The following is a 21179-nucleotide window of genomic DNA, read 5'->3' on the forward strand; positions in this document are numbered from 1 at the left end:
GCGCGAGCGCCGCGCGGCGGGCGCCATCACACGTGCTGGCCGCCATTGATGTGGATCTCGGCGCCGTTGACGTAGGACGCCTGACCCGAGCAGAGGAAGAAGATCGTGTCGGCCACCTCGGAGGTGAGGCCGAGCCGGCGCAGCGGGATGTTCTCGACGATCTTCTCGGTGCCCGGCGACAGGATCGCCGTGTCGATCTCGCCGGGCGCGATCGCGTTGACGCGGATGCCCGAGCGGCCGAAATCGGCGGCCATCTCGCGCGTCAGGGCCGCGAGCGCCGCCTTCGACGTCGCATAGGCGGTGCCGGCGAAGGGATGCACGCGGCTGCCGGCGATCGAGGAGACGTTGACGACCGAGCCGCCGGCCTTGGCGAGCTCCTTGAACAGCCCGCGCGCCAGGATGATCGGGGCGAAGAAGTTCACCTGGAAGACGTCGCGCCACATGTGCATCGGCGTGCGGATCGAATCGAGCCGTGAGCCGCCCTCGCCCTTCGGCGAGATTGCGGCGTTGTTGACGAGCGCATGCAACTGCGAGCCGTTCGCCTCGAGCCGCCGCCGGATCTCGGAGACGGCATAGCCGACATCCTCCTGGTCGGAGAGGTCGACCCGGATGTGGTCCTCCGGCCCGGCCGGCCAGGGGCAGTCGTCGGAGAAGTCCTGCCGCGAGCAGGTGATGACGCGCCAGCCCTCGCGCGAGAAGCGCTTGACGGTGGCATGGCCGATGCCGCGCGAGGCGCCGGTCAACACCAGCGTCCTGCGCTCGTCCCTGGTCTCGTCCGCCATCCCACCGCCCTTTCGTTTCGCGCGGAGCCGCGAGCTCGAAGACCCGCCGCTTCACGCCTCGCACACGCTTCGGTCAGTCGCGACGGCGCCCGATTGCCTTCGTGTCCAACCCCAGTCCATGTAATGGCTCGCGCGGCGCCTGTCGCGTTCAACCTGTTCTAAACTGAAGGTTTCTGCCGCATGCCATCGGTTGCCGCCCGCCTGCTCCCGCTTCTCCTTGCCGCTCTTGCCGGGGTGGCCGGCGCTCGTGCCGAGGAGGCTTCGACCGCGGGCTGGCCGGCGGTGCTGAGCGAAGCGAAGGGCGAGACGGTCTATTTCGACGCCTGGGGCGGCTCGGACAACATCAACGCCTATATCGGCTGGGTGGGCGGTGAGGTTCGAAAGCGCTACGGCATCACGCTGAAGCAGGTGAAGCTCGACGACACGGCGTCGGCCGTCGCGACCGTGCTCGCCGAAAAGGCGGCCGGCAAGGACGACCACGGGTCGGTCGATCTCATCTGGATCAACGGCGAGAACTTCGCCTCGATGCAGCGGCAGGGCCTGCTCGCCGAGGGCTTTGCGACCGAGCTGCCGAACTGGCGCTACGTTGACACCGCGAACCCGACGATCGAAACCGACTTCACGCTCCCGACGAACGGACAGGAATCGCCCTGGGGCGGCGCCAAGCTCGTCTTCTTCTCCGACACCGCCCGCAGCGGGCCGGCGGCCGACATGCCGAAATCGGCGGACGAGCTGCTCGCCTGGGCGAAGGCGCATCCGGGCCGCTTCGCCTATCCGGCCCCGCCGGACTTCGTCGGCACGAGCTTCCTGAAGCAGGTGCTGTCGGAGACGGTCTCCGATCCCGCGCTCCTCCTGAAGCCGGTGGACGACGCGCGTTTCGCCGAGGAGACCAAGCCGCTCTGGGACTATCTCGACGCGCTGAAGCCGGCGCTCTGGCGGCAGGGCCGCGCCTATCCGCGCAACTATCCGCAGCTGAAACAGCTCCTGGCCGACGGCGAGCTCGACGTCACCTTCGCCTTCAATCCCGGCGAGGCCTCGGCCGGCATCGCGGCGGGCGAGCTGCCGGACACGGTGCGCTCCTTCACCTTTCCCGGCGGCACGCTCGGCAACACCCATTTCGTCGCGATTCCCTACAACTCCGCCAGCAAGGCGGCGGCGAAGGTGGTCGCCAACTTCCTGCTGTCGCCCGAGGCGCAGGCGCGCAAGGAGGACCCGACGGTCTGGGGCGACCCGACGGTGCTGGCGCTGGACAAGCTGTCGCCCGAGGATCGCGCCCGCTTCGCCGCGATCGACCGCGGCGTCGCCACCCTCGCGCCGGATGAGCTCGGCCCGGTGCTGCCGGAGCCGGACCCCTCCTGGACCGACCGACTGGAGCAGGAATGGCTGAAGCGCTACGGGAGTTGATCTGGCCTCGAAGATCGGGATCGTCGGCAGCACATTTGGCGAGAAATGATGAAGGCGACATTGCTCCTCCGGGAGCGTCGACAGATCGCGTCGAACGCCTTCACCGAGGCCAAGATCTGGCATGTGCCGCAATCGCTGCGCGGCTCTGGTCATCGGCTGAAATATTCGCTTGCGCTCGTCGTCGATGGCGTTTGCGTTCTGCGCTATGACAATGAGGCTGGCAAAGGCGATCACAGGCATGTCGGATCGAGCGAAACGGCCTATGTTTTCGAGACGCCAGAGCGGTTGATGCAGGACTTTCTGAAGGATTGCCGGACATGGCTCGCGAACAGCGAAAGGTGACCTTTTCGGTCTCGTCCGACACGGATTTCATAGCGCGAGCCACCGCCGCCTTCGGTGGGGGGAATGCTGGGCATTTCATTACCTTCGCAACCCCTGAACTGCTTTGGGCGACCTTGTCTCCAGCGCGCTGGAACATCCTGAAGCTCCTCGCAGGCCAGGGTGGGCTGACACTCGATGAAATTGGCCGCCACGTCTCCGGCGAACCGCATGCCCTTGCCGGCGATCTCGACGCGCTGTGCAATGCAGGGGTCATCGACCGCGCCGAAGACGGGCGCTTCGCATTTCCTTATGACTCGATCCACGTCGATTTCGTCCTCGAGGCGGCGTAGCGCGAAGCGCCTGCCGGCTCGCACTTGCGCCTGATGCGCTCCATCCTCATCGCCGGCATCGCGGCGCTGCTGGCCGCGCCCGTCCTCATCGGCCTCGCCGGCGTCGTCCTGCCGGCCGTCGGCTACTTCCCGGCGCTCGGCGGCGATGCCCTGTCGCTGCAGCCGTTTCGCGACCTCCTCGCCGTTCCCGGGATCATCCCGTCGGCCCTGCTCTCGCTTGCCACCGGCCTGGCCGCCACCCTCCTGTCCGTGCTCGTCGTCGTTGGCTTTTGCGCCGCCAGCTGGGGCACCGCGAGCTTCGCCGCGATGCGCCGCCTGCTGGCGCCGTTGCTGGCGATCCCGCACGCGGCCGCCGCGCTTGGCCTCGCGCTCCTGATCGCCCCGTCCGGGCCGCTGTTCCGGCTCGCCGCGCTGCCGCTCGGGCTTGACCGCCCGCCCGATCTCCTCGTCGTGGGCGACCCGCTCGGCCTGTCGCTGACCGCCGGGCTGGTGGCGAAGGAGGCGCCGTTCCTGCTGCTGGTCGCGCTGGCCGCTCTGCCGCAGGCCAAACCGGCGCGACGGCTGCGGCTCGCGCGTGCGCTCGGCTACGGGCGCGTCGTCGCGTTCCTGCTGACGGTCTGGCCGACGGTCTACCGGCAGATCCGCCTGCCGGTGCTGGCCGTCCTCGCCTTCGCCTCGTCGGTCGTGGACGTCGCGCTCATCCTCGGGCCGTCGACGCCGCCGACGCTCGCGGTCCGTCTCGTCGGATGGATGAACGACCCGGACCTCTCGCTGCGCTTCCTCGCCTCGGCCGCCGCGCTGCTGCAGCTCGGCGTGACCCTTGCAGCCGTCCTTCTGTGGCTCGGGGTCGAGCGGGTCGGAACCCGGCTCTTGCGTGCCGCGATCCACGGCGGCCGCCGCGGCACCGCCGACCGTGTCGTCCGGCAGGTGCTCCCGCTGCCCTTCCGGCTCGGCGCGCTGGCGCTCGGACTTGGCACGGCGATGCTGCTGGTCTGGTCCTTTGCGGGCTACTGGCCCTTCCCCTCGCTTCTACCGAGCCTCTCCATGCACAACTGGATGCGGGCTGCGGCGAGCGCCGGCCCGCCGCTCCGCACGACGCTGCTCGTCGCGGCAATGGCCACCTTCGTCGCGCTGGTGCTGGTCGTGGCACTGCTCAAGGCCATCCGCGCCCGCGGCGGGCCGATGGTCGAGACCAAGACGCACCTGCCGCCGGCGCTGCTCGCCGCCGTCTACCTGCCGCTGATCGTGCCGCAGGTGGCCTTCCTGTCCGGCCTGCAGATCGCCATCATCGCGCTCGGCTGGACGCCCGGCCTGCCGCTGCTCGTCGCCGCCCACCTCGTCTTCGTCGCGCCCTATCTCCTCCTGTCGCTCGCCGACCCCTGGTTCGCGCTCGACCCGCGCTACGAGCGCATCGGCGCCAGTCTCGGTCGCTCGCGCCCAGCGCTGTTCCTGCGGCTGCGCCTGCCGCTTCTCCTCGCCCCGCTGCTGACGGCCTGCGCCATCGGCTTCGCCGTCTCGGTCGGGCAGTACCTGCCGACCCTCCTCATCGGCGCTGGACGGCTGCCGACGATCACCACCGAGGCGGTGGCGCTCGCCGCCGGCGGCAACCGCGGGCTCACGGCGGCCTACGCGCTCCTGCAGACCGCATTGCCCTGCCTCGTCTTCGCGCTCGCGCTCGCCCTGCCGGCATTGCGCCACCGGCGCCGGCGCGGCATGAAGCCGGCATGACGGATGCCGCGGGCCTCGCCCTCGATCAGCTTTCAATCGCGCTCGGGGACCGGACGCTCCTTGTGGTCGACCACCCTGTCGGGCCGGGCGAGGTGCTGACGGTGATGGGACCCTCGGGGTCCGGCAAGTCGACGCTGCTCGCCCATGTCGGCGGCTTTCTCGATCCGGCGTTCCGGGCGCGCGGCACCGTGCGCCTCGACGGACAGGACCTCGCGCCGCTGCCGCCCGAGCGCCGCCGCGTCGGACTCCTGTTCCAGGACGCCCTCCTGTTTCCGCATCTGTCGGTCGGCGAGAACCTGCTCTTCGGCCTGCATCCGAAGCTGAAGGGGCGCGCCGCCCGCCGGGCGGCGGTGGAGGCCGCGCTGGCGGAGGTCGAACTCGCCGGCTTCTTCGACCGCGATCCGGCCACTCTGTCGGGGGGCCAGCAGGCGCGCGTCGCCCTCCAGCGTTCGCTTCTGGCCGAGCCGCGGGCGCTGCTGCTCGACGAGCCGTTCTCGCGCCTCGACGCCGCGCTGAAGTCGAGCGTGCGCGCGCTCGTCTTCGACGCCGTGCGCCGGCGCGCCATCCCGGCGATCCTCGTCACCCACGATCCGGCCGATGCCGAAGCCGCCGGCGGCCCGGTCGTGACGATCGGCGGCACCCCATGAGCCCGACGCTGCCGGAGCTGCCGGTCAGCGCAGTCCTCGCCGAGCTCGGCGCGACGCTCGAAGAGGCCGGGCGAGCCGTGCTCGTCGCGCCGCCCGGCGCAGGCAAGACGACGCTCGTGCCACTGCATCTCCTCGATGCGCCCTTCGCGAGCGGGCGCAAGATCATGCTGATCGAGCCGCGCCGCCTTGCCGCCCGCGCCGCCGCCCGGCGGATGGCGAGCCTCCTCGGCGAGGAGGTGGGCGCCACCGTCGGCTGGCGCATGCGGCTGGACACGAAGGTTTCTGCCCGAACCCGCATCGAAGTCGTCACCGAGGGCGTCTTCACCCGCATGATCCTCGACGATCCCGAGCTGGCGGGCGTCGCGGCGGTGCTGTTCGACGAGTTCCACGAGCGCTCGCTCGACGGGGATTTCGGGCTGGCGCTGGCGCTCGATGTCCGCGCTGCGCTGCGCGACGACATGCGCCTGCTGGTGATGTCGGCGACACTGGACGGCGCCCCCGTCGCGCGCCTCCTCGGCGACGCCGCGGTGATCGAGAGCGCCGGCCGCGCCTTTCCGGTCGCGGTCCGCCATCGCGAGCGGCCGGGGACACAATCCGTCGAGGACGCCGTGGCGGAGGCCGTGCTCGCCGCTCTCGTGCAGGATGAAGGCAGCATCCTCTGCTTCCTGCCGGGCCAGCGCGAGATCGAGCGCGTCGCCGAGCGCCTGGAGCCCCGGGTTCCCGCCGACGTGCGGATCGCGCCCCTCTACGGCGCGATGGAGGGCGCCGCGCAGGATCTCGCGATCCGCCCGGCCCCTGCGGGCAGCCGCAAGGTGGTGCTGGCGACCTCCATCGCCGAGACGTCGCTGACCATCGACGGGGTGACGATCGTCATCGATTCAGGCCTTCGGCGCGCGCCGGTGTTCGAGCCGGCGACCGGCCTGTCGCGGCTGGAGACGGTGCGGATCAGCCAGGCGGCCGCCGACCAACGGGCCGGCCGTGCGGGCCGTACCGCACCGGGAACCGCGATCCGGCTGTGGCGCGCCGAGCAGACCGCCGCGCTGCCGCGCTTCGACACGCCCGAGATCCTCTCGACCGACCTTTCCGGCCTTGTCCTCGACTGCACCGCCTGGGGCGTCACCGACCCGCGCGCGCTCGCCTTCCTCGACCCTCCACCCGAGCCGGCGCTCGCCGAGGCGCGCATGCTGCTCGCCGAGCTCGGCGCGCTCGGCTCCGACGGACGCCTGACCCAAACCGGCGAGCGCATGCGCCAGCTGCCGCTGCCGGCGCGGCTGGCGGCGATGGTGGCCACCGCGGACACCGATGACCGACGCACCGCCGCCGAGCTCGCCGTCCTTCTCACCGAGCGCGGCCTCGGAGGGATCGCCGTCGATCTCGCCGAGCGTCTCTCCCGCTTCCGCTCCGACCGCAGCCCTCGGGCCAAGGCCGCGGCGGGCCTCATCGATAGGCTCGCCGGCGGCCGAGCGGCGCGCGGCGGCCCGGCGAGCGAGCCCGGCGCGCTGCTGGCGCTCGCCTACCCCGACCGCATCGCGGTGGCGCGCGGCGCGCGCGGCAGCTTCGTGCTCGCCAACGGCCGCGGCGGCGTGGTGGACGAACTCTCGCCGCTCGCCGCCGCCCCGCTGATCGTCGTCGCCGAGCTGCAGGGTCAGGCCCGTGCGGGCCGCATCCTCTCGGCCGCCGCGCTGTCCCGCGAGGCGCTCGAGACGCGCTTCGCCGAGCGGATCACCGTCGAGGACACCGTCACCTTCGATGCCGGCAGCGGTCAGGTGCGCGCCCGCCGCGTGCGCCGCATCGGCCGCGCCACGCTCGCCGAAACGCCGCTGCCCAATCCACCCTCCGCCCTCGCCCTTCCGGCGCTGATGGCGGGCGTGCGCCAGATCGGGCTCGACCGGCTGATCGACGAGAAGGCGGCCGCGAGCCTCCTGCGGCGCCTGCGTTTCCTCGCGGCGGCCTATGGCACGCCCTGGCCCGACCTCTCGGATGAGGCGCTGCTCGCCACCCTCGAGGACTGGCTCGCCCCCTATGCGCCGGGCGCGACCCGGCTCTCGGACCTGAAGCCGATGCTCGGCGAGGCGCTGCGCGGCCTCGTGCCCGCCGATCTCTCCCGCCAGCTCGACCGGCTCGCGCCGACCCATTACGACGCGCCGTCGGGCTCGACCCTGCCGATCCGCTACGACGAGGACCAGCCGGTGCTGGCGGTCCGGGTGCAGGAGCTGTTTGGCCTGACGGTCCATCCCTCGATCGCCGACGGACGCCTGCCGCTGACGCTCGAACTCCTGTCGCCGGCGCACCGCCCGATCCAGATCACCCGCGACCTGCCGGGCTTCTGGGCCGGCTCCTGGGCCGACGTGCGGGCCGACCTGCGCGGCCGCTACCCCAAGCACGTCTGGCCGGAGGATCCGGCGAGCGCGCAGGCGACGAACCGCGCCAAGCCGCGCGGCACCTGAGCGTTCGGGGTCAGGGCGACGCGCTGTGGCCGCCGGCGGACGGACTGAAATAGCCGTCGGTCAACGTCTTGAGGAAGGCGACGACATCGTCGATCTCGGCATCCGACAGCGCCGGCGTGCCGCCCGGCTTTCCGCCGAAGGGCGGGTCCCTGTTGATGTTGGCCCAGTAGCGCTCCGGCAGGTCATCGTAGCGCATCACGCTGCCGTCCGCTGCGCGCGGGTACCAGCGCGCCGGGTCGGTGTCGCGCGTGGCGTAGAAGGCGACGGCGTCGCGCAGCGAGCCGACCGCGCCGTTGTGGAAGAAGCGGCTGCGCAGCGCGACGTTGCGCAGCGTCGGCGTGAGGAACAGTCCGCAATCGTCCGGATGGTCCGCGAGGTCCTTGCGCAGCGGGCCGCAGACGCCGAGGTCGAAATGCCGAGGGTCGCGGTTGGCGGGAATTTCGGCATTGCGCGGCACGGCAAGCGCGAGAAGGCCGAAATCGGTGAACTGCGGCGGCGTGCCGTCATTGCCCCGCCGGCTGAGGTGGCAGCTCGCGCAGTTGCCCTTGTCCTCGGCCTCGAACAGCTCGAGCCCGTGCTTCTCCTGCCCGCTCAGCTCGGCCTTGCCGGCGAGCCAGGCGTCGTACCTGCTCGAATAGGGATAGAAGGTCCGCCAGTCCTCCTCATAGGCTTCCAGCGCCTTGGTGACGGCGTCGAAGGCGCGGGCCTCGTCGGCGAAGACATCCGGCCCGTAGAGTGCCTTGAACCCGTCGGCATAGGGGGCGGCGGCAACTTTGGCGACGACGGCCGCCGGGCCCGCATTCGCCATCTCGTAATCGCTGAGGAGCGGGATGCGCGCCTGGTCGCGGCCATTGTCGACCCGCCCGTCCCAGGTGATGCCGCCGGTCGGCCCGCCGTCGACGCTCTCGTCGCCCTCGTCGTCATTGTCGAAGAAGTGCTCGGTGAATTGCGGCGCCGCCTGGAGGTAGGTCAGCGACGGTACCTTGCGCTCGCCCGGCCGGTCGAGGTCGACGCCGCCGAGTTGCACCGCGCGGCCGTTGGCCGGGGTGAAGCCGTGCGCCGGGTCGTGACAGCCGGAGCAGGCCATTCGGCCGGAGGCCGACAGCGAGGGATCGAAGAACATCTGCCGCCCCAGCTCCGCAGAAGCGGCCGCCAGCCGGCGCGCATCCGCCCGGGACATGCCCCCCGCCGGCAGTCCGCCGAGCGGCAGGCTGGCGCTGTCGGCCGAGCTCGGCTCGGCGTCGGGCTTGGCGTCCGCCAGCGCCGCGAGACCGCCGGCGGCCAGGAGGAGCGCCCCGGAAAGGGCGAGACGGAGGGAGGTCAAGCGCATGTCGTAGCCCACCCGAAGCATGAAGCCCGTGCATCTATGCGGCGTTCGGTGACGGGTCGATGAAGCCAGCCGACCTCCGCCGCCCATGCGACAATGCGCGCAATCCGCCTGTCACGAAACTGATGCTCAGTGTCTCATACCAATCGAGTGCCGCTTGCCGGACGCCCTGCGCGTCGAGGGCGGGCGGTCCACGACCCCTTCCAGGGAAGGTCCAGGCTCATGAAGATGCATCTGATGCTGACCAGCGCGCTGGTTCCGCTGTCGGTCCTCGCGCTCGCCACTGGCGCATCGGCGCAGGACGGCAGTGCGACGGCCGCCGATCTCAAGAAGATCGACACGATCGTCTACATCTACGCCGAGAATCGCAGCTTCGATAATCTCTACGGCGCCTTCCCCGGCGCCGACGGCCTGCAGAACGCCTCGGCAAACGCGGCGCGCCAGCTCGAGCGCGACGGCACGCCGATGGCCGAGCTGCCCCCGGTGTGGGACGGCCTCACCGCCAAGGGCGTGACGCCGCCGATCACCCAGGCCGCGACCGAGCACATGGCCAATGCGCCCTTCGCGATCGACGACCCGAAGGGCTACGACCTCGCCATGAGCGTCGTCACCCACGACCTGTGGCACCGCTTCTACCAGAACCAGATGCAGATCGACGGCGGCAAGAACGACAAGTTCGTCGCCTGGGCCGACGCCGGCGGCGAGGTGATGGGCCATTACGACGGCTCGACCCTGCCGCTCTGGCAGGTCGCCAAGGACTACGTCCTCGCCGACAACTTCTTCCAGGGCGCCTTCGGCGGCTCCTTCCTGAACCACCAGTGGCTGGTCTGCGCCTGCGCGCCCTTCTACCCGGACGCCGACAAGAGCCCGGCCAAGCCGACCATCGCGGCGGTGAGCGGGGACGGGACCGCGCTGACGGTGGCGGACAACTCGCCGGCCTCGGCCATCGACGGCGTGCCGAAGTTTGTCTCGGACGGCAACCTCACGCCGGACTTCTACGCCGTCAACACCATGCAGCCGCCCTACCAGCCGAGCGCCAACAAGCCGGCCGACGGGGGCGATCCGGCCTATGCCGACCCGGCCAAGGCGACCACCCTGCCGGCGCAGACCGCCACCACGATCGGCGATCTCCTGAACCAGAAGGGCATCACCTGGGCCTACTGGTCGGGCGCCTGGCAGGCGGCGCTCGACGGCAAGAACGGTTCGCCGGTGCCGAACTTCCAGTACCATCACCAGCCGTTCAACTATTACGCCGACATGGCGCCGGGCACGCAGAACCGCGCCGACCACATCAAGGACGCCGGCATGGACGGGGCGACCTTCATCGCGGCGATCGACGCCGGCAAGCTGCCGCAAGTGTCGATCTACAAGCCGCAGGGCAACCTCAACGAACATGCCGGCTATGCCGACGTGAAGTCCGGCGACGCCCACATCGCCGACGTCGTCCACCACCTCGAGCAGAGCCCGCAATGGAGCCACATGCTCGTCGTGATCTCCTATGACGAGAATGGCGGGTTCTGGGACCACGTCGCGCCGCCCAAGGCCGACCGCTGGGGTCCGGGCACCCGTATTCCGGCACTCGTCATCTCGCCCTATGCCAGGAAGGGCACGGTCGACCACACGCTGAACGACTCGACCTCGCCGATCCGCTTCGTCACCCACCGCTTCGGCCTGCCGGAGCTGGACGGGCTGAAGGCGCGCGACGCGGCGCTGAAGGCGAACGGCGAGCCGGCGATGGGCGACCTCTCCGAGGCGCTCGACCTCACCAAGGGTTGATGTCGGACGCGTGACGCGCCGGACGCACCGGCGCGCGCGGCTCCGGCGCAGGCATGGTGCGGCGAAGCGCCCGACGCGCGCAGATCGCCGCACCCCTTGCCGCAATTTAACTGTCGGCCAAGGTCTCGACGGGCTATGGCTGCGACATGGATCAGATCCTCGGCAGCCTCGGCCTCGGACTCCCGCAGCACGTAACGGCCGTGCGCGAGAGTCAGAGACTGCGGCTTGCCACGATGGTGCGACTGCGCTGGCTGTCGATCGCCGGGCAGCTCGCCGCCTGCGTCTTCGTCGCCTGGGGCCTGTGGTATCCCTATCCGGTGCACGTCTGCCTGGCGCTGATCGCCCTGTCGGCCGGGCTCAACCTGGTGCTCCGCCTGACCTTCGCCGAGAGCCGGCGCATCTCCTCGTCGGCCGCCGCCGGGCTCCTCGCCTTCGACATCGTCCAGCTCGCCGGTCTCCTCTACCTCACCGGCGGCATCCAGAATCCCTTCGCCGTCTTCCTCATCGTGCCGGCGGTCATCGCCGCCGCCACCCAGCCGCCGCTGTCGATGGTCGCGCTCGGGATTCTCTCGGCGCTGATCGCGACGCTGGTCAGCTTCTTCCACCTGCCGCTGCCGTGGCACGAGCATTCGACGCTGCTCCTGCCGCACTTCTACGTCGGCGGCCTCTGGTTCGCGATCGTCATCACCCTCCTCTTCCTGATGGTCTACATCTACCGGGTGGCGGCCGAGGCGCGCAGCCTCGCCGACGCGCTCGCGGCCACCGAGCTGACCCTGCAGCGCGAGCAGCATCTGTCGGCCCTGGACGGCCTCGCCGCGGCCGCCGCGCACGAACTCGGCACGCCGCTCGCCACCATCGCACTCGTCGTCAAGGAGCTCGACCGTCTGACGGCGCCGGGCGACGCCATCCGCGAGGATGTCGATCTTCTCGTCGCGCAGTCGCAGCGCTGCCGCGACATCCTGCGGCGCCTGACCACGCTCTCGGCAGACGGCGAGGAGCATCTCGCCCGCCTGCCGCTGATGTCGCTGATCGAGGAGGTCTCCGAGCCACACCGCGACTTCGGCGTGGCGATCGATGTCGTCGTCGACGATCGCGACGGGCCGGAGCCGGTGATGCGACGCAATCCGGGAGTTCTCTACGGCATCGGCAACCTCGTGGAGAATGCCGTCGACTTCGCCAGAAGCCAGGTGATCATCGTCGCGACCTGGACGAGCTCGACCGTGCGCATCCGCATCCTCGACGACGGTCCCGGATATGCCTCGGACGTGCTGGCGCGGATCGGCGACCCCTACATGGCGGACCGGGAGCGCACGGCGCGCAAGGCCGGCGGCGGCCTCGGCCTCGGCCTGTTCATCGCCAAGGCGCTGCTCGAGCGGTCCGGCGCCACGCTCGCCTTCGCCAACCGGCGGGAGAAGGGCACGACCGGCGCGGTCGTCGAAGTCAGCTGGAGTCACGAAACCTTTACGTCATCGCGCACGAACCCGACCGATCCGACCGGCTGGGCGGCTTGATCGTGTCCTGACGCAACGCCACCTCAACTTTAAAATCCGGAGCGCGACCATGCTGTTAGAAGAAACCACTGCCCCTTCGGCGAGACTCGTGCCGCCGCAGGGCGACGCCTCGCTGCTCGTCGTCGACGACGACAAGGCCTTCGCCACCCGCCTCGGCCGCGCGCTCGAGCAGCGCGGCTTCGAGGTCCGCACCGCCGACAGCGTGGCCGAGGGCCTCGATGCCATCAGGGCGAAAGCCCCGGCCTATGCCGTGGTCGACATGCGCCTCATCGACGGCAACGGTCTCGACGTGATCGAGGCGCTGCGCGTGGCGCGCGAGAACACGCGCATGGTGGTGCTGACCGGCTATGGCAACATCGCCACCGCGGTCACCGCCGTGAAGCTCGGCGCGGTCGACTATCTCGCCAAGCCGGCCGATGCCGACGAGGTGCTGGCGGCGCTGACGCGCGAGCCCGGCGACCGGGCCGAGCCGCCGGAGAAGCCGATGTCGGCCGATCGGGTGCGCTGGGAGCACATCCAGCGGGTCTACGAGATGTGCGACCGCAACGTCTCGGAAACGGCACGGCGCCTGTCGATGCACCGGCGCACCCTGCAGCGCATCCTCGCCAAGCGGGCGCCCCGCTGAACGCCGAGCCTCGCAGCCCCGGGCGGGGAGCGACGCCGGGTCAGGCCGGCGGCTCGTAGTCGTCGCCGGCGTCCTCAAAGAGACCGAACGGCCCGGTCTCGTCGGATCCGAACGGGTTGGCGGCCCACTCCGCCTGCACCAGACGGTCGGCCGCAACCCGGGCGAAGCGCAGCGTCAGCGCCTTGCGAGTGGCCGGCGGCATCCGATGTTCGGGCGCCTCGCGCATCAGTTCGGCGCCGTATCCGTCGGACAGGATCAGCCCGCAATCCTCGGGGAAGATCTCGAGCGGAACGCCGGGATGCGTGGCGAAGTAGAGCCGGTCACTGAAGCGGCGGTAGTCCGGCCACTTGCGATCGACCCGGAAGTCCTCGATCGAAGTCTTGATCTCGACGATGGTGATCTCGCCCTTCTCGCCGAGGCAGACGAGATCGGCCCGTCGACCCGAAGCGAGGACGACCTCCGGGAGCAGCGACACCCGTCGCGCGACCATCAGCCGCTGCACGCCGCGACGGACCATCATCGCCCGCTCCGACTGACGGCCGTCGATCAACGGGTCGCGGTGCAGGGGCGAGACGAGCGGCATGGGCGAGATGTAGCCGCTGCCCGTCCCCGACCGCAAGGACATGATCGAACAAATCGGAAACATAATGCTGCAGGGGCACGCAGACCGCGCGTCATGCCTCTTCCGGCACGTGCGAACCGGCGATCTCGTCGAGGATCGGGCAATCCGGCGTGTCGCCGCCGGCGCACTGCTCGGCCAGCAGCGACAGCGACCGCTTCAGCGAGACGAGCTCTGCGATCTTGCGGTCGATCTCCGCGATCCGGCTGTGCGCCAGCCGCTGGACGTCGTCGGCATGACGGTTCTCGTTCTTGTAGAGGGCCAGCAGCCGGCGGGCTTCGTCGATCGAGAAGCCGAGCGAGCGCGAGCGCTGCAGGAAGCGCAGCATCTGCACGTCGCGCTCCACATAGTCCCGGTAGCCGTTCTGCGCCCGCGCCGGACGGATCAGCCCGACCTCCTCGTAGTAGCGGATCGTCTTCGGCGGCAGGCCGGACCGTCGCGACGCCTCACCGATATTCATGAGAAGACCCTGCTCCTCGCTTCGTCCGCATGTCTCCCGCACATGTCGCGACCGCGAAGGAGTTCAACTGTGACCCGGCGGCAACAAAGGCTTTTTTAACCATGTTGGCGTGTACTGGACGCGTTGAGTCGGACGTTAAGTCCGGCGTAACGAGTGGGAGAGCCTGACGGGTGTTTGGCGTTTTCCCGCAGCACGACCCGACCGATCCCGTTCCCCGGCCTCCCACGAATGGCGTTATCGACGATGAACTTCCGCACTCTCCTCGCCGGCGGCCTGCTCGCGGCCGCTGCCCTGCTTTCGGCTTGCGGCTCGGCGCAGCACGCCTCGATCAGCACCCTGCCTGCGCGCGTCACCGCCTATGTGACGCCGGACGGCGCCCCGCTCGACGGCGGCACGATGGACGCGGCCCCGGCCAGTGCCTATGCCGCCCGCACCGATGATGGCTTCAACCTGCCGGCGATCCCCTACAACAAGGTCGATCCGAAGTTCCGCCGCCAGCGCGTCGTCTATGACGGCGGCTACGAGCCGGGCACCGTCGTGGTCGATACCGCCAACCGCTTCCTCTACGTGGTCGAGCGCGGCGGCACGGCGATGCGCTACGGCATCGGCGTCGGCAAGGACGGCTTCTCCTGGTCGGGCGAGGCGACGATCGGCGACAAGCAGCACTGGCCGAAGTGGTTCCCGCCGAACGAGATGATCGACCGCCGGCCGGACCTCGAGGAGTATCGCGGCGTCGGCATGGGCCCGGGCGTCACCAACCCGCTCGGCGCGCGCGCCCTGTATCTCTACCAGGGCAACAAGGACACCTTGTACCGCCTGCACGGCTCGCCGGAGTGGTGGTCGATCGGCAAGGCGATGTCCTCGGGCTGCATCCGCCTGATGAACCAGGACATCATCGACCTCTACGAGCGCGTGCCGCTCGGCGCCAAGGTCGTCGTCCTGCAGGGCAACGAGCGCATGGTCGCGCCGAAGTCGGCGAGCCCGGCCAAGGTCACCAGCACCAGGACGCGCAAGCGCGCCGGCTGATACCGGCCGCAGCCGCACACGGCTTTTCGGGGCGGGGGACGCCTCACCGGCCGGGCACTTCAGGCGAAGTGCCCGGCTTTTTCATGCCTGCACCGCTGCAGTCCGGCGGGGCGCACGCGTGAGTGCCGCGGCGAGCAGGAGCCCGAGCGTCAGGGCGTTGAGGATGTGCCACAGGACGTGCGTGCCGAGCGGCCAGGCGTCGCAGAGCGGCAGGTCGGCCATCCGGAAGGTGATCGAGACGCAAAAGACGCCGCCGGCCGCAAGCACCGTCCGGCCGGGCGCGCGCCGCCGCAGCGCCAGCCAGCCGCCGATGCCGAGCATCGCGAGAAGCCCCGGCACGTAGCCGGCCGAGGAGCCGGCGAGCGGGCCCAGCAGCGGTCCGGCGGCGAGCGAGGCGACGAAGAACAGCGCCGTGCCGACGAGGCAGTGCAGGCGTCCCAGCCGCAGGAAGCGCCCGAGCGCCAGCGCGAAATAGGCATAGATGAAGACTGCGATCGGCAGAACGTCGGCCAGGCTCGCCCAGCGCTCGGCGATCGTGTGGAACAGGAACGAGCCGATGCCGATGACGCCGACGAGAAGGATGAAGCCGAGCGTCAGCCGGTCCGCCCGCAGTTCGCGCCAGCGCAGGTAAGCGACGAGCGCCACCAGGAGGAAGGCCGCGTTGGACACGGCATTGGCCGGCTCGGCCCAGAAGCCGGGGCCGAGGCGCTCGCAATAGCCGTCGACGGGCGCGGTCCAGTCCATCGGCCGCGCCCTCCGGTCTCAGAGGCTGGCCTTCAGCTCGAGCCGGCGGCGATGCAGCACCGGCTCGGTATAGCCGTTCGGCTGTTCGCGGCCCTTGAGCACGAGGTCGAGGGCCGCCTGGAAGGCGATCGAGCCCTCGTAGTCCTCGGCCATCGGCCGGTACAGCGGATCGGCCGCGTTCTGGCCGTCCACCACCTTGGCCATGCGCTGCATCGTCTCGACCACCTGCTCGCGGCTGACGACGCCGTGATGCAGCCAGTTGGCGATGTGCTGGGAGGAGATGCGGCAGGTGGCGCGATCCTCCATCAGGCCGACATCGTTGATGTCGGGCACCTTCGAGCAGCCGACGCCCTGGTCGATCCAGCGCACGACGTAGCCGAGGATGCCCTGTGCGTTGTTGTCGAGCTCGGCCTGGATGTCCTCAGGCGTCCAGTTGGGGCGCACGGCGACCGGGATGGTCAGGATGTCGGCGAGCTTCGCCCGCCGGCGGCCCTCCAGCGCCGCCTGCCGCTCGGCGACCGAGACCTTGTGGTAGTGCGTCGCGTGCAGCGTCGCGGCCGTCGGCGACGGCACCCAGGCGGTGTTGGCGCCGGCCTCGGGATGGCCGATCTTCTGCTCCAGCATCGCCGCCATCCGGTCGGGCATCGCCCACATGCCCTTGCCGATCTGCGCATGGCCCTTGAGGCCGCAGGCGAGCCCGACGTCGACGTTCCACTCCTCGTAGGCCTTGATCCAGGCGGCACCCTTCATGTCGCCCTTGCGGATCATCGGCCCAAGCTCCATCGAGGTGTGGATCTCGTCGCCGGTGCGGTCGAGGAAGCCGGTGTTGATGAAGACGACCCGGCGGCGGGCCTGGCGAATCGACTCCCTGAGGTTCACCGTGGTGCGGCGCTCCTCGTCCATGATGCCTATCTTCAGGGTGTAGGGCTCGAGGCCCAGCACCTCCTCCACCCGGCCGAAGATCTCGTTCGCGAAGGCGACCTCGTCCGGGCCGTGCATCTTCGGCTTGACGATGTAGACCGAGCCGGCGCGCGAGTTCTTCGCACCCTCGCTCTTCTTCAGGTCGTGCATGGCGATCAGCGCGGTGATCATCGCGTCCATGATCCCCTCCGGCGCCTCCGCGCCGTCGGGCAGGAGGATCGCCGGGTTGGTCATCAGGTGCCCGACATTGCGCACCAGCAGCAGGGAGCGCCCGGGCAGCACCAGGTCCGAGCCGTCCGGCGCGGTGTAGCTGCGGTCGGCGTTCAGCCGGCGGGTGACGCTCCGGCCGCCCTTTTCGAAGGTGTCCTCGAGGTCGCCGCGCATCAGGCCGAGCCAGTTGCGGTAGACGCCGACCTTGTCCTCGGCGTCGACGGCGGCGACCGAATCCTCGCAGTCCTGGATCGTCGTCACCGCGCTTTCGAGCACGACGTCCGCGATGCCGGCCGGGTCGGTCTTGCCGATCGGGTGCGTGCGGTCGATCACCACCTCGACATGCAGCCCGTTGCGGGTGAAGAGCAGCGCCTCCGGCGCGTCCGCCGCGCCGCGATATCCGGCGAACTGCGCGGGCTCGGCGAGAACAGCGGTCGCCTCATCCAGCATGGCAATGGCGAGCCCGCCGCTCTCGACGTCGAAGCCCCTGACGTCATCCCAGACCGCACCGGCGAGCGGCACTGCCATGTCGAGGAAGCTGCGGGCCCAGGCGACGACCTTGTCGCCGCGCGCCGGATTGTAGTCCCGGGTGCGCTCGGCGCCACCGGTGTCGGAGATCGCGTCGGTGCCGTAGAGCGCGTCGTAAAGCGAGCCCCAGCGCGCGTTCGCTGCGTTGAGCGCGTAGCGGGCGTTGCTGACCGGCACGACGAGCTGCGGCCCGGCGATCGAGGCGATCTCCGGATCGACCTTCGCCGTCTCCACCGTGAAGGCCTCGCCTTCGGGCACGAGATAGCCGATCTCCTTGAGGAAGGCCTCGTAGTCGGCGCCGTCCACCGTGCCGCCCTTGCGCTCGCGGCACCAGGCGTCGATCTTCGCCTGCATCGCGTCGCGCAGCTCGAGCAGCGCCCGGTTCTTCGGCGCGAGCTCGGTCAGGACCGTCGCAAAGCCGCTCCAGAAGCGCTCGGGGTCGACGCCCGTGCCTGGCAGCGCCTCGTCATCGACGAAGGCCTTCAGGCTCGCCGCGATCTTCAGCCCGTGAACGTCGATGCGATCCGACATCTCTTCCTCCCTTGCGCGTGTCTCGCTGCGGGCAATCGGACACTCGCGCCGGCCTGTCAATTCGATTGGCTCCCGGTGGGCTCTAAGACGATTGGACCGAACCTCCGGCGTTGACAAGGCCGGCCTTTCGCAAGAGCCTTTGCGCCGGCCGCGGCGGGAGGAGCCGCCAAGGATCGACTGCTCGAGGAGGAACAGCATGCAGATCACGACCCGCCTCGCCGGCTTCACGCTGGCGGCCGGCATCGCCCTCGCGCCCCTGGGGGCGCAGGCACAGGAGTTCATCAACGTCCTGACCGGCGGCACGTCCGGCGTCTACTATCCGCTCGGCGTCGCCATCGCCAAGGTCTACGGCGACAACATCCCGAACGTGCGCACGCAGGTGCAGGCCACCAAGGCCTCGGTCGAAAACCTCAACCTGATCAGCCAGGGGCGCGGCGAGATCGGCTTTGCGCTCGGCGACTCGGTCAAGGCCGCGGCCGAGGGCGACAAGGATGCCGGGTTCCCGCAGAAGCTGGAGAAGCTGCGGGCGATCGCCGCGATCTACCCGAACTACGTTCAGATCGTCGCCGCCAAAGCGTCCGGCGTGACCTCGCTCGAGGACCTGAAGGGCAAGGGCCTGTCGGTCGGCGCCCCGGCCTCCGGCACCGAACTCAACGCCCGGGCGATCCTCGGCGCCGCCGGCATGAGCTACGACGATCTCGGCAAGACCGAGTACCTGCCCTTCGCCGAATCGGTCGAACTGATCAAGAACCGCCAGCTCGATGCGACGCTGCAGTCGGCGGGTCTCGGCGTCGCCTCGATCCGGGACCTCGCCTCCTCGCTGCCGATCCAGATGGTGGCCGTCCCGGCCGCCATCGCCGAGCAGCTCGGTCCTCCGTTCCAGGCTGCGACCATTCCGGCCGGCACCTATGACGGTCAGGAGACGGACGTGCCGACGCTCGCCATCACCAACATCCTGGTGACCTCGTCGGATGTGTCGGACGAGCTCGCCTACCAGATGACCAAGCAGCTGATGGAGCACCTCGACACGCTCGTCGCCGCGCATCAGGCAGCGAAGGCCATCGACCCGAAGACGGCGGCAAAGAACCTGCCGATCCCGCTGCATCCGGGCGCCGAGCGCTACTACAAGGAAGCAGGGCTGCTGTAATCGGAGATCAGGGCCGGCCGCAGCCGCGTATCCATAGAGATGCGCGGCTGCTGGCGTGCGAGCCGTGATCCTGTCCGTATGCGTCACTGACGATCAGCACGATGTATACTGTTTCAGCTGCAACGATCTACTGCGCGCTGGTGGACTCCGCGGCAGAGCCCGCCTTCACCAGCCGCGCGAAAATCAGTTCTACTTAAACAGTTTCGAAAGCAGCGCGTGCGCAATCTCAGCGTGTCGACCGCTGCATCACCCGTTGAGCGCAAGCGGCCACTGGATCGGCACAAAAGCGACGGCGGGCGATGCCTGCCGAGACTGCGGACCGACCGAAATGAAACAGGTGGGTACGCATGGGTTTCCTGAAGAGCGAGATCGGGAGCGGCGATCACCGCGCCGTTCTCAAGGCGCTGAGCCGGTCGCTCGCGACGATCGAGTTTGATCTCGACGGCAAGATCCTCTCCGCCAACGAGAACTTCTGCCGCGCGATGGGGTATCAGGCCGGCGAGATCGTCGGCCGGCATCACTCGATGTTCGTTGCCCCGGACTACGCCGCCAGCGAAGACTATCGCGCGTTCTGGGCGAAGCTGAAGCGGGGCGAATTCGACGCGCGGGAATACAAGCGCTTCGGCAAGGGCGGTCGCGAAATCTGGATCCAGGCGACCTACAACCCCGTCCTCAACGCCCGCGGCAAGCCGTTCAAGGTGGTCAAGCTCGCCACCGACATCACCGCCGCCAAGCTGAAGGCGACCGAGGACGAGGGACGCCTGGCCGCGTTGTCGCGCGTGCAGGCGGTGATCGAGTTCACCACCGACGGCCATATCTTGGCTGCGAACGAGAACACCCTGAAAGCGCTCGGCTACGGTTGGGACGAGATCCGCGGCAAGCATCACCGCATGTTCGTCGAGCCGGCCTATGGCCGCTCGGCCGACTATGCCGCGTTCTGGGCGCGGTTGAACCGCGGCGAGTTCATCGCCGCCGAGTTCCGGCGGTTCGGCAAGGGCGGCCGCGAGTTCTGGATCGAGGCGTCCTACAACCCGATCTTCGACATGGACGGCAAAGTCGTGCGGATCGTCAAGTTCGCCACCGACATCACCGAGCGCGTGATGCTGATGGATCGCCTTGGCAGCGCCTTCAAGGCCCTGGCGTCCGGCGACCTGAACCAGCGCATCGAGGCCTCTTCCGTTCCGTCGCTGGAGACGCTGCGGACCGACTACAACCACTCCCTGGACATGCTGCGCGAGACGCTGCGCAAGGTGGACGTCAGTGCCCGCTCGATCCAGCTGGCCGCGGCCGAGATCCAGTCGGCCTCCGACGACCTGGCACGGCGCACCGAGCGCCAGGCCGCTTCGGTCGAGGAGACCTCGGCGGCGATCGGCGAGATCACCGAGACGGTCAGAACCTCGAGCCAGCGGGCCGACGAGGCAGGCGAACTCGTGCGCCGCGCGCGAGCGGGCGCAGAGCGATCAGGCGACATCGTGCGCCGCGCGATCGACGCGATGGTGCAGATCGAGGACGGCGCGCAGCAGGTGACGCGCATCATCGGCGTGATCGACGAGATCGCCTTCCAGACGAACCTTCTGGCGCTCAATGCCGGCGTCGAGGCGGCGCGCGCCGGCGAGGCCGGCAAGGGCTTTGCGGTCGTGGCGCAGGAGGTGCGCGAGCTGGCGCGCCGCTCCGCCGACGCCGCCAAGGAGATCAAGGGCCTGATCACCACCTCCGGCACCCAGGTGAAGAGCGGCGTCGCGCTGGTCGACGAAACCGGGGGCTCGCTGCGCGGCATCGCCGAGGAAGTCATGGCGATCAGTGAGCACGTCACCGCCATCGTCCAGGCCTCGCGGGGTCAGGCGAGCACGCTCGCCGAGATCAACGGAGCGATCGGCGGCATCGACGGCGACACGCAGCAGAACGCCGCGATGGTCGAGGAGTCGACCGCTGTCTGCCACAAGCTGAACGACCAGGCGAGCGAGCTTCTGGATCTCCTGAGCGGCTTCCAGTTCGAGGCCGGCGCGCGGCCGTCCCCTGCCGCCTCGTTCGGCGGCACGCGGCGGCGCGCGGCCTGACGGCTGCCCCCACGCGAC

18 protein-coding genes are annotated in these 21179 nt (G+C 69.8%); 12 read left to right on the plus strand and 6 right to left on the minus strand.

All coding sequences use genetic code 11. The features are described from left to right. Positions 1–26 precede the first annotated feature (26 nt). The gene (locus NPA30_RS08655) at positions 27–782 is read right to left on the minus strand and encodes an SDR family NAD(P)-dependent oxidoreductase (RefSeq protein ID WP_256802224.1); all 756 of its coding nucleotides are present in this window, start codon (positions 780–782) and stop codon (positions 27–29) included. Positions 783–962: 180 nt separating this feature from the next. Here NPA30_RS08655 and NPA30_RS08660 point away from each other — a divergent pair, with 180 nt between their 5' ends. Genes NPA30_RS08660 through hrpB form a run of 6 tightly spaced genes read left to right on the plus strand, consistent with a single transcriptional unit; the run spans position 963 to position 7679 of the window. Continuing rightward, positions 963–2186, plus strand: coding sequence for an ABC transporter substrate-binding protein (locus tag NPA30_RS08660; protein ID WP_256802225.1), 1224 nt, complete (start codon positions 963–965; stop codon positions 2184–2186). A gap of 48 nt (positions 2187–2234) precedes the next feature. Further along, positions 2235–2528 carry a toxin-antitoxin system TumE family protein gene (locus NPA30_RS08665; RefSeq protein ID WP_256802226.1) on the plus strand — a complete coding sequence of 98 codons (294 nt, stop codon included), beginning with the start codon at positions 2235–2237 and terminating at the stop codon, positions 2526–2528. After that, complete coding sequence (locus NPA30_RS08670) at positions 2504–2857, plus strand: HVO_A0114 family putative DNA-binding protein (RefSeq protein WP_256802227.1); 354 nt, start codon at positions 2504–2506, stop codon at positions 2855–2857. The genes NPA30_RS08665 and NPA30_RS08670 overlap by 25 nt, the downstream gene beginning before the upstream one ends. A 33-nt stretch (positions 2858–2890) precedes the next feature. Next, the gene (locus NPA30_RS08675) at positions 2891–4585 is read left to right on the plus strand and encodes an ABC transporter permease (protein ID WP_256802228.1); all 1695 of its coding nucleotides are present in this window, start codon (positions 2891–2893) and stop codon (positions 4583–4585) included. Then, positions 4582–5232: an ATP-binding cassette domain-containing protein gene (locus NPA30_RS08680; protein ID WP_256802229.1), complete on the plus strand. Its 651-nt coding sequence runs from the start codon at positions 4582–4584 to the stop codon at positions 5230–5232. The genes NPA30_RS08675 and NPA30_RS08680 overlap by 4 nt, the downstream gene beginning before the upstream one ends. Next, the gene (gene hrpB, locus NPA30_RS08685) at positions 5229–7679 is read left to right on the plus strand and encodes an ATP-dependent helicase HrpB (protein ID WP_256802230.1); all 2451 of its coding nucleotides are present in this window, start codon (positions 5229–5231) and stop codon (positions 7677–7679) included. The genes NPA30_RS08680 and hrpB overlap by 4 nt, the downstream gene beginning before the upstream one ends. Positions 7680–7689: 10 nt before the next feature. Here hrpB and NPA30_RS08690 read toward each other — a convergent pair whose 3' ends face one another. Next, a complete protein-coding gene (locus NPA30_RS08690) occupies positions 7690–9009 on the minus strand; it encodes a cytochrome-c peroxidase (RefSeq protein ID WP_256802231.1) in 1320 nt (439 codons plus the stop codon). 219 nt (positions 9010–9228) lie between these two features. Here NPA30_RS08690 and NPA30_RS08695 point away from each other — a divergent pair, with 219 nt between their 5' ends. The 3 genes from NPA30_RS08695 to NPA30_RS08705 all read left to right on the plus strand — a co-directional run bounded on the left by NPA30_RS08695 (position 9229) and on the right by NPA30_RS08705 (position 12918). Then, complete coding sequence (locus tag NPA30_RS08695; protein WP_256802232.1) at positions 9229–10782, plus strand: acid phosphatase; 1554 nt, start codon at positions 9229–9231, stop codon at positions 10780–10782. Between the two features lie 146 nt (positions 10783–10928). Beyond that, on the plus strand, positions 10929–12293 hold the full coding sequence (locus NPA30_RS08700; RefSeq protein WP_256802233.1) for an ActS/PrrB/RegB family redox-sensitive histidine kinase: 1365 nt from the start codon (positions 10929–10931) through the stop codon (positions 12291–12293). Between the two features lie 49 nt (positions 12294–12342). After that, positions 12343–12918: an ActR/PrrA/RegA family redox response regulator transcription factor gene (locus NPA30_RS08705; RefSeq protein ID WP_256802234.1), complete on the plus strand. Its 576-nt coding sequence runs from the start codon at positions 12343–12345 to the stop codon at positions 12916–12918. Positions 12919–12958: 40 nt separating this feature from the next. On the opposite strand, the gene NPA30_RS08710 is transcribed toward NPA30_RS08705, so the two are convergent. Then, positions 12959–13501, minus strand: coding sequence for an MmcB family DNA repair protein (locus tag NPA30_RS08710; protein ID WP_256802418.1), 543 nt, complete (start codon positions 13499–13501; stop codon positions 12959–12961). A gap of 91 nt (positions 13502–13592) precedes the next feature. Next, on the minus strand, positions 13593–13997 hold the full coding sequence (gene cueR, locus NPA30_RS08715) for a Cu(I)-responsive transcriptional regulator (protein ID WP_256802235.1): 405 nt from the start codon (positions 13995–13997) through the stop codon (positions 13593–13595). 243 nt (positions 13998–14240) lie between these two features. Between cueR and NPA30_RS08720 the strand changes: the two genes are divergently transcribed. Next, positions 14241–15023, plus strand: a complete 783-nt coding sequence (locus tag NPA30_RS08720) for a L,D-transpeptidase (protein WP_256802236.1) — start codon at positions 14241–14243, stop codon at positions 15021–15023. Between the two features lie 81 nt (positions 15024–15104). Here the strand turns inward: NPA30_RS08720 and NPA30_RS08725 are convergent, their stop codons facing one another. Together NPA30_RS08725 and NPA30_RS08730 are read right to left on the minus strand one after the other, a co-directional pair. Next, positions 15105–15767, minus strand: coding sequence for a ceramidase domain-containing protein (locus NPA30_RS08725; RefSeq protein ID WP_256802237.1), 663 nt, complete (start codon positions 15765–15767; stop codon positions 15105–15107). A gap of 18 nt (positions 15768–15785) precedes the next feature. Continuing rightward, positions 15786–17957, minus strand: coding sequence for a malate synthase G (locus NPA30_RS08730; RefSeq protein ID WP_256802238.1), 2172 nt, complete (start codon positions 17955–17957; stop codon positions 15786–15788). 196 nt (positions 17958–18153) lie between these two features. Between NPA30_RS08730 and NPA30_RS08735 the strand changes: the two genes are divergently transcribed. Together NPA30_RS08735 and NPA30_RS08740 are read left to right on the plus strand one after the other, a co-directional pair. Continuing rightward, entirely contained in the window at positions 18154–19104 is a 951-nt protein-coding gene (locus tag NPA30_RS08735; protein WP_256802239.1) for a TAXI family TRAP transporter solute-binding subunit, read from the plus strand. Between the two features lie 347 nt (positions 19105–19451). Beyond that, positions 19452–21161: a methyl-accepting chemotaxis protein gene (locus NPA30_RS08740; protein WP_256802240.1), complete on the plus strand. Its 1710-nt coding sequence runs from the start codon at positions 19452–19454 to the stop codon at positions 21159–21161. Positions 21162–21179: the final 18 nt, after the last annotated feature.

This window comes from Mangrovibrevibacter kandeliae (genome assembly GCF_024519155.1).
GTDB classification, from domain to species: domain Bacteria; phylum Pseudomonadota; class Alphaproteobacteria; order Rhizobiales; family Rhizobiaceae; genus Mangrovibrevibacter; species Mangrovibrevibacter kandeliae.